Raw genomic sequence first — 14,751 nt, 5'->3', positions numbered from 1 at the left:
CTACGCACACCCGTACACGCGCCTCTTTGACAATCCGTCCTGGCTCCATGGTCGTCCCCTGCCGCCCCTGTTCTTGCTTATCAAGCAGCGCACGGGCAAGCAAGTCAAGCTGGCGGCCGCCGACTCCTCGTCAGTGCGTCCTTTTCGTGCACCGGACGGACGGATCCGCAGCAGCTCGTTCCAAGATATTCGCTGCCGGGCGCGCAGCGTGCGAACAACACGCTGCAGGTGAATTAGAGCCCGGGCTCTACCCCCTTCCCCGCTTGCAGGGGAGGGCCGGGCGAGCGCAGGGAGTCCTCAGGTGCGGGGGCGCTCTTAAAGCTCCGGCAACGACTGCTGCAACGTGCCGATGCCCTCCCACGGAGCGCGCTTCAACGCCGCCGCCCGCTTCAGCGCCTTGCGCAGGTCGAACGCCGCCGCGCCCTGCACCCGCCCCAGTTCCTCCCAGCGCAGCGGCATCGCCACCGGCGCGCCGGCGCGGGCGCGCAACGACCAGCTGCACACGCTGGTGGCGCCGCGGGTGTTGCGCAGCCAGTCGATGAAGATCAGGCCCTTGCGCCGCGACTTGCTCGAGGTGGCGATGTACTGCTGCGGGTGCCGCGCCACCATCGCTTTGGCCAGCACCTCGCAGAAACGTTTCGCCGTGGCCCAGTCCGGCCCGCGTCGGATCGGCAGCACCACGTGCAGACCCTTGCCGCCGCTGGTGCGCACGAAACTCTGCAAGCCGAGTCCGTGCAGCCGCGCACGGATCTCGCGCGCCCCGGCCACCACCGCCGGCCACGGCACGCCCGGCGCTGGATCGAAGTCGAACACCAGGCGGTCGGGCGCATCGGGCCGGTCCACCTGCGCGCCCCACGGATGAAATTCCAGCGCGTTCATCTGCACCTGTTCGAGCAGGCCGGCCAGGTCGCGCACGTACAGGTAATCATCGACGAGGCCGCCTTTCTCGCGCAGCACGATCGCCTGCACGTGATCGCCCAGTGCCTGCGCGTGGTGCTTCTGGAAGAAGCAGGCGCTGCCACCCCGTCCAGGCAGCGCAGCAGCGACAGCGGCCGGTTCACCAGCTCCGGCAGCATCCAGCGCGCCACCGCGGCGTAGTACGCGGCCACGTCGCCCTTGCTGATCCCGCAGCCCGGGTAGACCACGCGCGCGGCATGGGTGATCGCCGCCCCGCCACGGCATCGGTGCGCGAAGGCCGCGGCCTGCCGCCGGCTGCTGGATCGGAATCGTTCGCGCTCATCGCCTGACCCTGCGATACGGACCTCCGCCTAGGGTAGACGCAAGGCGCGTGCATGGCGCGTCGGGCGAACACCCGGACTCGCGATGACTCCGGATGCGGCAGCTGCGATCAAACTTGCCGGTGCGACTCCGCCGTGCCGCAACCAACTTTCCCGAAGGAGCAGCGACGGCATGTGATATCCGAGCGTGGTCGCTCACTGTGCACCGCGGTCTCCCGACCGCTCCTGCAGCAACAACAGATAGCTGGCGGCAGACCAGCTGAAATTGGGCGATTGATAGCCTTGGCCGGTCAGCGGATCGTAGTTTTCATAGATCGGCGTCTGTTGCGTCAAACCCTTGGCATGGAGCACCAGGCGACGGGCCATATCGTCGGCCTGCAGGTCGTAACCGTAATGCCGAAGGGCTTCAACGCCGAAGTAGGCTTGATCCAGCCACACCGGACCACGCCAATAGCCCTTGACCGGTGAAAACCGCGGATCGTCTGCGGCGAGAGTCGGGAATGGCATGTAGGTGGCGAACTTTCCCGGATCGAGCATCACCCGAACCACGAGCCGGGCCTGCGCTGAGCTCGCTACGCCGGCCCAGAGCGGCGCCCAGCCCTCCGAACCATAAACGCGCACCAGATCGCCGCGGCCGAGCCTGGCGTCGAAGAAGTAACCCCGGGCCTTGTCGAACATGCGCGCCTGGATCGGGGCCTTCATCGCCGCGGCCTCCTCCAGCCACATGGCGTGATCCCTGGTCTTGCCGAGAACGGCGGCGATTCGCGCCAGATCGAGCTTTTCCTTGTAGAGGTAGGCGTTGAGGTCGACAGACTCCTGGTCCATGGACCAGGCGCCATCGCCGTTCTTGAGCATGGCCGCCGAGTCGAAGCGAACGGCATTGTCCATGCCGCTTTCCCACGCGGCGGCGATCCGGGTTCCATCGGTCGAGCCATACTCGACCAGGCCGTTGCGGTCGTGGTCGCGCGCGGCGAACCACCAGCGGTGATAGCGCACCAGCTTGTCGTACATCTCGGCCAGAAAGGCCTGGTCGCCGGTGGCACGATAGATTTCCAGCGTCGCCCAGACCGCCAGCGGCGGCTTGGTATCACGCCAGTTGTTCTCGGCCTTGTCCAGGTAGATGCAATCGGGAACCATGCCGTCCGCGGCCTGATAGTCGAACATGGCGCGCATCTGGTCACGCGCCAGATCCGGTGCGAAAAGCGCGAGTGCGGCGGCATGCTTCCAGGAATCCCACGCCCAGAAGCCGTTGAAGTCGGGGTTGGAGTAAGACGGAATCACGCCGTCATGGTGCAGGTCGCCGCGCGCCGCACGCCAGTTGCCCAGCAGGGTGATGATGGCCTTGGCGGCCACCCGCCTGGCTACCGTGTCGGCCACCCCCGGCAGGTGGCTCGACCGGATGGAGGCGAGATACCCACTCCAGCGCTCGCGGTTGCGACCCCAGGCGGCAACGTCGTCCACGACGGGCGCCGGCGCGTCGTCGAGCAGCGACTGGTCGACAAAGATATCCGCCGTCCGTCCCGCCTCCAGGCGCAGCGGTTGCGCCAGTTCGATCCGGTACCCGGTGCCGTCGAGCGCGGCATGACCGGCATCCCCGCCGACGCGCAAGCGGGTGACGAGCCGTGCCCGGGTACCGGCGAAAGCCTGCACCACCGCGTCGCCATCCAGGCCGAGCCGACTGCCCTGCACGGGAAGGGTACTGCCTTCCACCGCCAGCCCCACCTCGCGCGCGGTAGTCGAGGTGATCTCGATCCTGACGACCGCGCGCCACGAATCCGCGTAGTAAAGCGTCTGGCGAACCGTCAGGCCGGGCGCCACGTAGTTGCGCACCAGAAAGCCGGGCCCGGCATGGCCACCGACCGGTACCAGCGCCATGCGGCTGCCCGCCTCGTGCAGCACCAGTCGGGCGAAGCGCGCCCCGGCCCACTGCCCTCCTCCCGCCAGGCTGTGCACGAACGGCCCGGAGAAGCCGGAGGACGCGTCGCTCGCGGCCGGCAGGCTGTAGCCGTGCCATGCGCCCGCGTCGAAGAAGATGTTGAAGCTGCGGTCCGCGGGGTTCTTCGGCACCCCGTGCATGTCCAGCACATCGAGGTAAGGCGCCGCGTCCGCCGCCGAATCAACCACGGCTGCGGCGTGGGAGCCCACACCGGCCAGCAGCAGCGCAAGAGCCAATGCCACGAAGCGCGATGGTCTGGTCAAGGGATACATCACATAACGCTCCTGTCACGCAGATAGCTCCGCATACATCGCACCGTCGGCACTCTTGCACAGTCCCCGCCCAGGCTGCCACGCAGGGCCACGTCACGGAAACGCGAAGCGCCGGGCGCACAAGGCAACCGGCGCTTCGCGGGCTGGGCAGCGGGCGCGACCAGCCCCAGCCAGGCCATCAGAACTGGTACTTGACCTGGAGGTTGACCTCGCGTCCCTCGATCGAGCGCGCGAGAATCACGCCGCCGCCGCTGGCGAAGCCGAACAGGCGCGCGTTGCCCTCGGTGATGCCGATCTGGTTGGTGAGGTTGGTGCCGCGCAGGGTAACCACCCAGTTCTGGCCGATGTTGGCCATCGCACCGCCGCCGATGTCGTAGTAGTGGCCCAACGGCTGCTGCTGCAGCTGGTCACCGTAGCGGTCGCCCACGTACTCGTAGGTCAGCCACAGCTTCAGGCTGCCCCAGCTGGCCGGAATCACGTAGGCCGGAGTCAGGCGATACTGCAGCTTCGGCTGGCGGTCCAGCCGCATGCCGCTGATGCTGTCGCAGCGGTTGCTGCCGTCCTGCGCCACGTACGGCACGCAGTCGGCGTAACCCGAGTAGTGGCCGTCCATGTAGTTGCCGCTCAGGGCCACCGAGAAGTTCTCGAACGGCTTGACCGTGACCGCCGCGTTGAGGCCCTTGGTCACCGAGCCGTAGATCAGGTTGACCTGGCCCGAGGGCAGGTTGATCGAGTACGGAATGCCGTGGAACAGCCGGCGGTAGGCCACCACGTCGGCGAAGATCCACGGCGCCTGGTACTTGAAGCCCACTTCCATGTTGTGGATCTTCTCGATCGGCGGATGGTCGTGGTTCACCGCGTCGTCGAAGCTCGGCAGGAACACGCCGTCGTTGACGCGCGCGTAGGCGCTCATGTGGTCGGTGAAGGTGTAGTTCGCGCCCAGCGTCCAGGACGGCGCGCTGCGCGAGCTGGACGGGTGGCTGCGGTCGGCGGCCAGGTACTCGGCGGCGTTGTTGTAGACCGTGTACGGGTTGTTGTCGAGGTCGCCCGAGGTAGTGTTCTGGAACCAGCCATTGATGTCGTCGTGGTGGATGCGCACGCCGCCATCGAAGCGCCAATTGCCCACGGTCCACACGTCGGCCAGGTAGAATGCCCAGGTGGTGGCGTGCCACTTCTCGTCGAACGCCATCCACGACTGCGGCGAGGCATTCCAGAACAGGCCCTGCTTGTCCGTGAGCGCATAATTGTTCACGCCGTCGGTCAGGTTGACCACGATCGGGTTGGGGTTGGTCCTGGCCTGCAGCAACTGGTTCAGGCCGTCCTCCTCGACGTGCCGCTCGGAGTACACCGCAGTGTAGTTGCCAAAGGTCAGCGTGTTGCCCTCGAACAGCTCCTTGCTGATGCGGAACTCGTTGCTGACCGAGCTGATCCGCTTATGGATGTACTCCGGGTTCTGGACCGTGACGTTCTCGTTCATGTCCGCCGGCTTGCCGTTGGTGTAGGCGGCCCGGGCGGTGAGGTTGGCGGGCAGGCCGAACGACGACGCGGTACCGGCGATGACGTTGGCCAGCGTGTCCGGATTGTCGCCCGTGCTGAAGAACGCCGTGGTGTCCATGTTGCCGGCGGTGAAGAACAGCTTGTCCGACAGCGACCAGCCGTTGTCGAAATCGAGGTCGAGGTTGGCGCCCAGCACGTGCACGTCGCCGCCCTGGCCGTTGGCCATGTCGATGTGCTGGCCACCCGGCGTGCAGCCGGCGGTGAAGCACGGGCTGAGTTCCAGAAACATGCGGCGGTCGGCGTTGCTGCCGAAGGTGCCGGTCAGCGGACTGAAGCCGGGATAGTTGGAGAACCTGCCGGCCGACGGGTTCAGGATCGGCGTGTCGGTCACCCACTGGTTCTTGTCCTTCAGGGTGCGCGCGAAGAACATGATCGAGCCATGGTCGAGGTCGTGGCTCAGCGTGGCGGTGAGCTGGCCGCCCTTGTCGGCCGGGAACTGCGGATCGCGCACGCCGTCGGACTTGCGCCAGAAGCCGCCGATGCTGCCGTACCAGCCGCTGTCCTTGCCGAGCGGGAAGCCGTAGAAGCCGTCGAGGCGCACCATGCCCTCGGAACCAATGGTGAGGCCGACGTCGCCCGCGGGCTTACTGCTGCCCTCGCGCAGGATGAAGTTGGCGATCATGCCCGGCTGGCCATTGCCGTACAGCACCGAGGTGCCGCCCTGCACCGCCTCCAGGCGATCGATGGTGTCGTCGAGGCGCACCATGGCGTCGGTGAAGTAGTCCCATTTCGGGAACAGCGGCGAGCCGTTCATCTGCATCGTCACGAACGGCGCGCCGCTGTCCGAGGGGAAGCCCGCGACCTCGATGTTCGCGCCGGTCTGGCCGCCGGAGGATTCCGGATAGATACCCGGCGAGATTTTCAGAAGGTCGGCCACGCTGACCGGATTGAGTTCCTTGATCTGCTGCAGGGTCGTCGTGGTGATCGAGTAGCTGGCATCAATCTTGCGAATACCGCCTGCCGCGGTGTTGCCCGTGACGACGACCTGATCAAGGCTCTGCACGGTCTTGTCGGCAGAGGCAGCCTGCTGCCGCTGTTCGACGGAAGAGCTGTTCTTGGCCTTGGATGCCGTCGCGTGGGCCTGTGCTGCCTGCGTTTGTGCGTCCTGTGCATGGAGCACGCCCGTCATCAATACGGCACCGATGGCGGCGGCCAGCATGCGCTTGTCGAGCTTATTCCAACCATTCATTTCGAAAATCCCTCCCCAGACCATGGAATGTTGTTTGCTTCGTGAATTCGATTCGACTTGCAACAGTGCGCGCCGGTATTGCCCGGCTCCCCGCCCCGTGCCCCTGCCATCACCCCGAGCCACAACCCGGGGCGTCGGGAAACATCCTAGCGCAGATTTTTGTATTTGTCCTACTATAGTACTATACGTCAAAAAGCTACTGCAGCAGGGCAGCAGAATCGGCTGCGATGCTCAAGGCACGGTGAAAGCGCCGGTGCCTGGTGCGCCCGGGGCAAAAGCAGCAGGACGTGCGGCGCATGTGGAACAGGGTGAACAGCAGGGTTTGCGATATGCGCGGCGCATCGGCATGCCGGGCACGTCGCTCAAGCCTCGCTCAACGCACCCGTATGGTAGATTTCAGGAATACGCTGCATTGCGACATATGCAATTACGATTGGACCACTTGCATAACACTGGCTGCGCGGCAACTGGCGGCGTCGTCGACCAGTGCCCAATTACGGAGAGAAACGCGCCATGAAGCTTTCGGATGCTCGCAGTTTGCACGGCCAGGTTGTCCGTGAACTGGGCACAAGGATTGTTGCCGGCGACCTGAAGCCCGGCGATGTGCTGCCGCGCGAGGATGTCCTGGCCGAAAACATGCAAGTGAGCCGCAATGCGCTGCGCGAGGCGCTCAAGGTCCTCGCCGCCAAAGGCCTGATCGAGGCCCGCCCGAAAACCGGTACCCGCATCCGCCCTAAGGACGCCTGGAACCAGCTCGACGCCGACATACTTTCCTGGCGTTGCGCATCCATGCCCACCGACGATTTCATCGAAAAGCTCGTCGAAATGCGCGAGATCATCGAGCCCGCCGCCGCCGCCGCCGCCGCGCGCCGCCGCACCCCGGCGCAGCTCGCCAAGATCGACTCGGCCTACCGGCAGATGGAGGCATCGAAGGATTCCAGCGAGTGGGCGGTGGCAGACCTCAGCTTCCACAACGCCGTACTCCAGGCCACCGGCAACGAAATGATGATCTCGCTCTTTTCGGTGGTCGAGAGCGCGCTGGGCATGTTCTTCGTGCTTTCTGCCCAGACAGCCAACGATTTCAAATACTCGCTGCCGCATCACCAGAAAGCCCTCGATGCCATCCGGCGCAACCAACCCGAGGTGGCACGCAAGGCCATGCAGGCGATGATCGTCGACTCGCGCGGCAACCTCGAAAAGCGCCGCAAGAAGGTTACGAGGAAGGCCCGCTAGGCGAGCTCCGCGGCATCCAGCTACAGCCCGCGCAGCACCTCTTCGAGCTTGCCGAGAAACTCCTCCGCATTGGACCGGCTGAATACGACCGGCGGCTTGATCTTCAGCACGTTGTCGTCGGGGCCGTCGGTGGAAAGCAGGACGCGGCGCGCCTTCATGGCTTCCACCGCCGCCCTGGCCCGCCCTGCATCCGGCACCCGCGCCGCACGGTCGCTCACGAATTCAGCGCCGATGAACAGGCCGCATCCGCGCACGTCGCCGATCATCTCGAAGCGCGTTTGCAGCTCGCGCAGGCCGTCCATGACGAACCGGCCGACACCTCGTGCATTCTCCTGCAGTCCTTCCTCCTCGATAACGTCCAGCACCGCCAGCGCAATGGCACAGGACACCGGATTGCCGCCGAACGTATTGAAGTACTCCATGCCGGTGACGAAGCTGGCCGCGATCTCCGCCGTGGTGACGACGGCCCCCATGGGGTGACCATTGCCGATCGGCTTGCCCAGCGTGACGATGTCCGGCACGACGCCCTGGCGTTCGAACGCCCAGAAATGCTCGCCTGCACGGCCGAAACCGACCTGCACTTCGTCAGCGAGGCAGACGCCGCCCGCCGCATGCACGGCGGCGTACACCGCGGGCAGGTAGCCGTCCGGCAGCAGGATCTGGCCGCCGCAGCCGAGCAGCGACTCGGCAAAGAACACGCCGGTGTCCACGCCGCGCTCGCGCAATTCGGCCATGGCCGGCGATACCAGTTGCCCATACTGGCGCCCGGCATCCGGCGTGTCGCGCAGCTGGCCACGGTAGACATCCGGCATGGGTACCACGCCCACATGCGCGCTCTGTCCCATTCCGCCCTTGCCATTGAACTTGTACGGGCTGAGCTCGACCATCGACGGCGAATGGCCATGGTAGGCATGGTCGACCACTACCACGCCCCTGGCGTGCGTATGCGCACGCGCCAGGCGAAGCGCGAGGTCGTTGGCCTCCGTGCCCGAATTGGTGAGGAATACCACCGACAGCGGCGCCGGCAGCGTGGCGGTCAGGCGCAACGCGTATTCGACGATGTTGTCGTGCAGATAGCGGGTGTTGGTGTTGAGCTGCGCCATCTGCGCCTGCCCAGCCGCCACCACGCGCGGGTGACAGTGGCCGACATGACACACGTTGTTGACCATGTCGAGGTAGCCCTGGCCGTGCTGGTCATACAACCAGGCGCCTTGGCCGCGCACGATCTTGAGCGGCTCCCGGTAGGCCACGCTCAGGGTCGGGTTCAGGTGTTGCCGGCGCAGGCGCAGGATTTCGTCGTTGCTGCGCGCCGGCACGTGGCCGGAAGCAGGAGTAGCCGCGCGATCAGTCATGGCTGGATTCCAGGTAAGGCCGCACGATGGCGTCGGACTCGACGCCGACGAGCTGGCGAAGCAGGCCCCGTACTCCCTGCTGGGAGACGAGGACAAAGGGATTGTCGGGCTGTTCGCGATGCGTCCGCGTCGCCATCAGGATGCTGTGGCACAGTCGCGCCAGGATGAACGCGTGAAGCTGCTCCAGCTCGCAGCGATGCAGCGGGTATTCGGCGAGATAGCCACCGACGATTCGGCGCGCGCATGCCACAGGGTCGGATTCATGCTGCATCGCGTAAGTGCACGCAATCGCCAGGTCGGCGAGGCGGAAACTGATGCACATGTCACCGAAGTCGATCACCGCACTGACGTGCTTTCCGCCGTGGCCATCGTCGGCGACGATGACGTTCAAATCGTTGGCGTCGTTGTGCAGCACCGTGATCGGCAGCGTGGTGCGCCATGCCGGCAAGGCCTCGCAGAAGGCACCGGCGTGCCGGCGCACGATATCGCGAAAAGCTGCATCCTCGACATGGCGCACTTCGCTCATCAGGCCCGGCAGGCTCATGATATTCCAGTCGTGCCGGCGCCCGGCGGCCGGATGGCAGAAATCCTTCAAGCCCCGGGTCAGACGGCCGACGGCGCGACCGAGACTTGCATGCAACGCTTCGCACTGCGCCGGCCGCAGGCTGTTGATGGCCTCCGCGTAGGTCGTGCCGGGCACGTAGCTCAGCATGCGCACCAGACACGCCTGTCCCTTGATCGGCAGGCTCAGCAGGTGCTCGCCGTTCACCGCAAGCTGGACCCGCGGGCAACCCAGCGCAGGCTCGCGCGCGGCCAGTTCCATCATGGCCAGGTTCTCCAGCTCGATATCCGCAGGCGACCAGGAGGAGTGCGCCACCTTGAGGACGTACTCGCCGTCCCCGGCATGGATGCGGAAGTTCTGGTCGGCATACGATGGCAACGCGCTGATGGCGCCGTGGACACCCCAGTGACGCCCGGCCAGTTGCAAAGCCGCTTCAGATGTCAGTATGTCCATGGCCCGGATTGACTCAGCAAGGATTGCGGTGAATCTAATAGTAGTATAATTTGACAATTGAACCTGACTACAGGCTTGCCTCCATGCTTCGGCCTTTGTTCGCAGCAGCCCTGACCACCGTCGTGATGATCTCCGGTGCCGCTGCCGGCAGCCGGTCGCAGGCGCGGGGCGCAGCCCTGCTGCACCAGCGCGAGCCGATGAGTTTCGGTGCGTTCTATTACCCGGAGCAATGGCCGCGCGAGCAGTGGCGGCGCGACCTGGACGGCATCGCCAGGCTCGGTTTCGATTTCACCCACATGGGGGAATTCGGCTGGACCTACCTCGAGCCGGAGGAAGGCCGCTTCGATTTCCAGTGGCTCGACGACGCCATCGACCTGGCCAACAAGGCGGGGCTGCGCGTCATCCTGGGCACGCCCTCGGCCGCCCCGCCTGCCTGGATGGGCGAACGCTACCCGGAGGTCTACCGCGTCGACGAACACGGCCAGCGCCACGAGCACGGCATTCGCGCGGAGGTGTCGTTGTCGAATCCGCGCTACCAGGCCTTCGTCGCCCGGCTGGTGACCGCGATGGCGCAGCACTACGGCCATGACCGCCGCGTCTGGGGCTGGCAGGTCGACAACGAGCCCAGCAGCTTCGCCGACTACAGCGACAGCGCGCGCGACGCCTTCCGGCGCTGGCTGCGCGAAAAGTACGGCAGCATCGAGGCGATGAACGCCGCGTGGGGCGGCTCGTTCTGGAGCAGCCGCTACACCAGCTTCGAGCAGGTGCTGCTGCCCAACGCGACGCTGGCTGCCGAGGACAAGCTGAGCCCGCACGCGCTGCTGGACCTCGCCCGCTTCCAGGCGGACACCACCGCGCGCTTCCTCGATGCGCAGGCCGCGATCATCCGGCAGCATGCCCCCGGGCAATGGGTGACCACCAACTACACCAACGTCACCACCGCCACCGATCCGCGCCGCAGCCACGGCCTGGACTTTCCCACCTTCACGCTGTACCCGGTGGCCGGCGCCAACAGCCTCGGCGGCGACAGCTACGCGATCGGCAAGCCGGCCAACCTGATGGAGGCCGCCGCGTATTTCCGCCCCATCAGCGGCACGTTCGGCGTGATGGAGCTGCAGCCGGGCCAGGTGAACTGGGGCGGGATCAACCCGCAGCCGATGCCCGGCGCTGTCAGCATGTGGATGTGGCATGCGTTCGCCTCCGGCGCTTCGCTGCTCGGCACCTACCGCTACCGCCATCCGTTGCGCGGCAGCGAGATGTACCACGAGGGCATCGTCGGCACCGATGGCGTGACGCTTTCGCGCACGGGTCGCGAATTCGCCGACACCGTGCACGCGATCAAGGCGCTGGAGCCGAAGCTCGACGACCACGCCCTGCTGCCGGCCCGCATGGCAGCGCGCAGCACCGGCTACCTGTGGAGCCACGACGTGTTCTGGGACCTGGAGATCCAGCCGCAAACCAGCCTGTGGAACAGCTGGTCGTACCGTAACGGCTACACGCTGGCGGTGAAGAGCACCGGCGCGCCGATGGACTTCATCGCCGCGGACGACGATTTCGGGCGCTACCCGTTCCTCATCGCACCGGCGTACCAGATGGTGGGCGACGCGCTGGCGGCGAAATGGCGCCACTACGTGGAACAGGGCGGGCACCTGATCCTGACCAGCCGCAGCGGACAGAAGAACGCGTCGGGCCATTTCCATGAGGGCCCCTGGGCGGCACCGATCCTCGACCTCATCGGTGACGACGTGGAGGGCTTCGACATGCTGCCGCAGAGCGCCGATGGCAAGGTTTCCGCCGAAGGCAAGACGCACGACTGGCACCGCTGGGCCGACATCCTTTCGCCGCGTCCCGGCACCGAAGTGCTCGCCACCTATGCCGACCACTACTACGCGGGCAAGGCGGCCGCGACGACGCGCCGGTTGGGCAAGGGCACGGTCACCATGATCGGCGTCTCCACCGACGACGGCACGCTGGAGCGCGAGATCGTGCGCAGCGTGTACCAGCATGCCGGCGTGGCGATCGAGGACCTGCCCACCGGGGTGTTCCTGGACTGGCGCGGCGGTTACGGCTTCCTGGTCAATTACAACCCCAAGCCGTTCCAACTGCGGCTCCCCGCCGGCGCGCGGATCGTGCATGGCCGGATGCCGCTGGCACCGGCGCAGGTGCTGGTGTGGAAGGAGCCGTCGCCATGACGCGCAGCGTGCCCGGCCAGTGGCGGGATGCCTGCCCATGAGCGGCCTGATCGGACTGGACTGGGGCACTACCCGGCTGCGCGCCTACCGGATCGACGACGCCGGGCGGGTTCTCGCCGTGCGCACGCAGCCATGGGGCATCCGCAATCTTCCCGACGGGGGCTTCGGCGCCGCCCTGGCCGGCATCACCGCAGGATGGCCCATGCTGCCACGCGTCGCGTGCGGCATGGTCGGCAGCCGCCACGGCTGGCTTGAGGTGCCCTACATCGACCTTCCGGCAAGCGTCGACGGACTCGGCGCCGCGGCCGGGCGCCTTCGTGGCCCCGATGGCCTGGACATCCATATCGTGCCCGGACTGCGCAACGCGCGCGGCCCCGACCTGATGCGTGGCGAGGAAACGCAAATCCTCGGAGCCATCGCGCTGCAGCCGATGCTGGCTACCCGCTCCCACTGGATCCTGCCGGGCACGCACAGCAAGTGGGCCACCGTGGACGGTGGCGCGGTAACCGACTTCCGCACCCACATGACCGGCGAACTGTTTTCGCTGCTGTGGAACCATTCGATCCTCGGCACCGGCGCAAGCGACGCCCCGGCGACGCCACACGCGTTCGAACGCGGCGTGACGGCAGCGCGCGACAGCGGCGCGCAGGGCATGCTGGGCCGCCTGTTCTCCGCGCGATCGCTGATGCTCGATGGCGAGCTGGCGCCAGGCGCCGTATCCGAATACCTGTCCGGCCTGCTGATCGGCGAGGAATTCCGCTCGGCCCTCGCCGGACACCGCTTCCGCGCCGACGAGCGATTCCAGCTGATCGGTGATGCGGCACTGTGCGACCGCTACCGGCGGACGGCGACCCACTTCGGCATCACGCTGCAGGAGCCGATCATCGACGCCGCCGCATACGGACTCTGGCAAGTCGCCGGCCAGATCGGCCTCATCCATCGTCATGGGCGGCTGGCGCCCGGGGAATTCGCATCGTGCTGAACACATGGCTTGAACGGCTGCCCCTGGTCGCGATCCTTCGCGGCATCCGTCCCGACGAGGCCGTTGCCGTCTGCCAGACACTCGCCCAGGCCGGCTTCCGCATCATGGAAGTGCCGCTGAACTCGCCGCAGCCGTTCGACAGCATCCGCAACATCGCCCAGGCGCTGGGCAAGGACTGCCTCATCGGCGCGGGCACCGTCATGACCGCGGCACAGGTCGACGAGCTCGCCGCGGCGGGCGGCCGGCTGGTGGTAATGCCGCATGCGGACACCGCCGTCATTCGCGCCGCCAGGCAGGCAGGCATGCTCTGCATGCCCGGCGTCGCCACGCCCACCGAAGCGTTCAGCGCGCTGGACGCCGGCGCCGACGGGTTGAAGCTCTTCCCCGCCGACCAGGTAACGCCGCAGGGGCTCAAGGCCTGGCGCGCGGTGCTGCCCCGCGATGTGCCGGTGCTGCCCGTCGGCGGCATCACTGCCGACAACATGGCGCCATGGGTTGCCGCTGGCGCCCGCGGGTTCGGCCTTGGCTCGTCGCTCTTTGCGCCTGGCATCGAACTCGGCGAACTCAGCCGCCGCACGCTTTCCTTCGCACAGGCCTGGGCCGCCATCACGACAAGCTCAAAGGAACATCACGCATGAAGATCACCCGACTCACTACGTTCCTGGTGCCGCCGCGCTGGCTGTTCCTGCGCATCGACACCGATGCCGGCATCTGCGGCTGGGGCGAGCCGGTGGTGGAAGGCCGCGCACACACCGTGGCCACCGCGGTCGACGAACTTTCCGATTACCTGGTCGGCAAGGACCCACGCCATATCGAGGATCTGTGGAATGTGATGTACCGCGGCAGCTTCTATCGCGGCGGCCCCGTCCTGATGAGTGCCATCGCCGGCGTCGACCAGGCGCTGTGGGACATCAAGGGCAAGCATCTCGGCGTACCGGTGCACGAGTTGCTAGGCGGTCCGGTGCGCGAGCGTATCCGCGTGTATTCGTGGATTGGCGGCGACCGCCCGGCGGACACGGCCAGGGCAGCCAGGGCCGCGGTCGACCGCGGCTTCACCGCGGTCAAGATGAATGGCACCGAAGAGATGCACTTCATCGACAGTCACGCCAAGGTCGAGCGCGTGCTGGCGAACGTGCAGGCCGTGCGCGAGGCTGTCGGCCCGCACATCGGCCTGGCTGTCGATTTCCACGGTCGCGTGCACAAGCCGATGGCCAAGGTACTGGTGCGGGAACTGGCGCCGTACAAGCTGATGTTTATCGAGGAACCCGTACTTTCCGAGCATCTGGATGCGATTCCGGAGCTCGCCAATATCACCTCGGCACCGATCGCGCTGGGGGAACGGCTGTATACGCGCTATGACTTCAAGCGCGTGCTGCAGATGGGTGGCGTCGACGTCATCCAGCCCGACCCCTCGCATGCCGGCGGCATCACCGAAACACGCAAGATCGCGGCCATGGCCGAGGCCTACGACGTGGCGCTTGCATTGCACTGCCCGCTCGGTCCAATCGCGTTGGCGGCAAATCTCCAGCTCGACGCGGTGTGCCACAACGCCTTCATCCAGGAGCAGGGCCTGGGCATCCATTACAACGCTGCCAACGATCTGCTCGACTACGTGGCCGACCGCAATGTATTTGCCTATAAGGACGGCTACGTCGCGATTCCCGGCGGCCCGGGCCTCGGCATCGAGATCAACGAAGCCTACGTCATCGAGCGCGCCAAGGTCGGCCACCGCTGGCGCAATCCGCTGTGGCGCCACGACGACGGCAGCGTCGCCGAATGGTGAGC

The 14,751-nt window shown here is 66.5% G+C and carries 9 protein-coding genes and 1 pseudogene; 5 read left to right on the top strand and 5 right to left on the bottom strand.

Annotated features, from left to right (window positions below):
- Nucleotides 1-315 precede the first annotated feature (315 nt).
- The 3 genes and pseudogenes from ligD to LRK53_RS04920 all read right to left on the bottom strand — a co-directional run.
- Nucleotides 316-1,163: pseudogene (gene ligD / locus LRK53_RS04930) on the bottom strand (non-homologous end-joining DNA ligase); the annotation flags it as partial.
- A gap of 270 nt (nucleotides 1,164-1,433) precedes the next feature.
- Nucleotides 1,434-3,446: an MGH1-like glycoside hydrolase domain-containing protein gene (locus LRK53_RS04925; RefSeq protein ID WP_185754671.1), complete on the bottom strand. Its 2,013-nt coding sequence runs from the start codon at nucleotides 3,444-3,446 to the stop codon at nucleotides 1,434-1,436.
- A 178-nt stretch (nucleotides 3,447-3,624) separates the two neighbouring features.
- Complete coding sequence (locus tag LRK53_RS04920; protein WP_027493306.1) at nucleotides 3,625-6,192, bottom strand: TonB-dependent receptor; 2,568 nt, start codon at nucleotides 6,190-6,192, stop codon at nucleotides 3,625-3,627.
- Nucleotides 6,193-6,705: 513 nt separating this feature from the next.
- Here LRK53_RS04920 and LRK53_RS04915 point away from each other — a divergent pair.
- Nucleotides 6,706-7,425, top strand: coding sequence for a FadR/GntR family transcriptional regulator (locus LRK53_RS04915; RefSeq protein WP_027493305.1), 720 nt, complete (start codon nucleotides 6,706-6,708; stop codon nucleotides 7,423-7,425).
- A 20-nt stretch (nucleotides 7,426-7,445) separates the two neighbouring features.
- Here the strand turns inward: LRK53_RS04915 and LRK53_RS04910 are convergent, their stop codons facing one another.
- Both LRK53_RS04910 and LRK53_RS04905 read right to left on the bottom strand, forming a co-directional pair.
- Nucleotides 7,446-8,777 (bottom strand): aminotransferase class III-fold pyridoxal phosphate-dependent enzyme, encoded by a 1,332-nt coding sequence (locus LRK53_RS04910; protein ID WP_081666646.1) that lies wholly within the window; start codon nucleotides 8,775-8,777, stop codon nucleotides 7,446-7,448.
- Nucleotides 8,770-9,849 carry a phosphotransferase gene (locus LRK53_RS04905; RefSeq protein ID WP_235642538.1) on the bottom strand — a complete coding sequence of 360 codons (1,080 nt, stop codon included), beginning with the start codon at nucleotides 9,847-9,849 and terminating at the stop codon, nucleotides 8,770-8,772. Before LRK53_RS04905 ends, LRK53_RS04910 begins: the two co-directional genes overlap by 8 nt.
- A gap of 26 nt (nucleotides 9,850-9,875) precedes the next feature.
- Here LRK53_RS04905 and LRK53_RS04900 point away from each other — a divergent pair, with 26 nt between their 5' ends.
- The 4 genes from LRK53_RS04900 to dgoD are packed head-to-tail and all read left to right on the top strand — an operon-like array spanning nucleotide 9,876 to nucleotide 14,749.
- Complete coding sequence (locus LRK53_RS04900) at nucleotides 9,876-11,984, top strand: beta-galactosidase (protein ID WP_027493303.1); 2,109 nt, start codon at nucleotides 9,876-9,878, stop codon at nucleotides 11,982-11,984.
- 37 nt (nucleotides 11,985-12,021) lie between these two features.
- Entirely contained in the window at nucleotides 12,022-12,966 is a 945-nt protein-coding gene (locus LRK53_RS04895; RefSeq protein WP_027493302.1) for a 2-dehydro-3-deoxygalactonokinase, read from the top strand.
- Nucleotides 12,960-13,604 (top strand): 2-dehydro-3-deoxy-6-phosphogalactonate aldolase, encoded by a 645-nt coding sequence (locus LRK53_RS04890; protein ID WP_027493301.1) that lies wholly within the window; start codon nucleotides 12,960-12,962, stop codon nucleotides 13,602-13,604. The genes LRK53_RS04895 and LRK53_RS04890 overlap by 7 nt, the downstream gene beginning before the upstream one ends.
- Nucleotides 13,601-14,749, top strand: coding sequence for a galactonate dehydratase (gene dgoD / locus LRK53_RS04885; protein WP_027493300.1), 1,149 nt, complete (start codon nucleotides 13,601-13,603; stop codon nucleotides 14,747-14,749). The genes LRK53_RS04890 and dgoD overlap by 4 nt, the downstream gene beginning before the upstream one ends.
- Nucleotides 14,750-14,751 lie beyond the last annotated feature (2 nt).

It is taken from the genome of Rhodanobacter thiooxydans (genome assembly GCF_021545845.1).
In the GTDB taxonomy this organism is placed as follows: Bacteria; Pseudomonadota; Gammaproteobacteria; order Xanthomonadales; family Rhodanobacteraceae; genus Rhodanobacter.
This window is presented reverse-complemented; position numbering and strand designations above follow the sequence as displayed.

What these genes read in the sequence shown, in the direction of transcription:
- LRK53_RS04925 (WP_185754671.1), bottom strand. Translation starts at nt 3,446, where the DNA reads ATGTATCCCTTGACCAGACCATCGCGCTTCGTGGCATTGGCTCTTGCG.
- LRK53_RS04920 (WP_027493306.1), bottom strand. Translation starts at nt 6,192, where the DNA reads ATGAATGGTTGGAATAAGCTCGACAAGCGCATGCTGGCCGCCGCCATC.
- LRK53_RS04915 (WP_027493305.1), top strand. Translation starts at nt 6,706, where the DNA reads ATGAAGCTTTCGGATGCTCGCAGTTTGCACGGCCAGGTTGTCCGTGAA.
- LRK53_RS04910 (WP_081666646.1), bottom strand. Translation starts at nt 8,777, where the DNA reads ATGACTGATCGCGCGGCTACTCCTGCTTCCGGCCACGTGCCGGCGCGC.
- LRK53_RS04900 (WP_027493303.1), top strand. Translation starts at nt 9,876, where the DNA reads ATGCTTCGGCCTTTGTTCGCAGCAGCCCTGACCACCGTCGTGATGATC.
- LRK53_RS04895 (WP_027493302.1), top strand. Translation starts at nt 12,022, where the DNA reads ATGAGCGGCCTGATCGGACTGGACTGGGGCACTACCCGGCTGCGCGCC.
- dgoD (WP_027493300.1), top strand. Translation starts at nt 13,601, where the DNA reads ATGAAGATCACCCGACTCACTACGTTCCTGGTGCCGCCGCGCTGGCTG.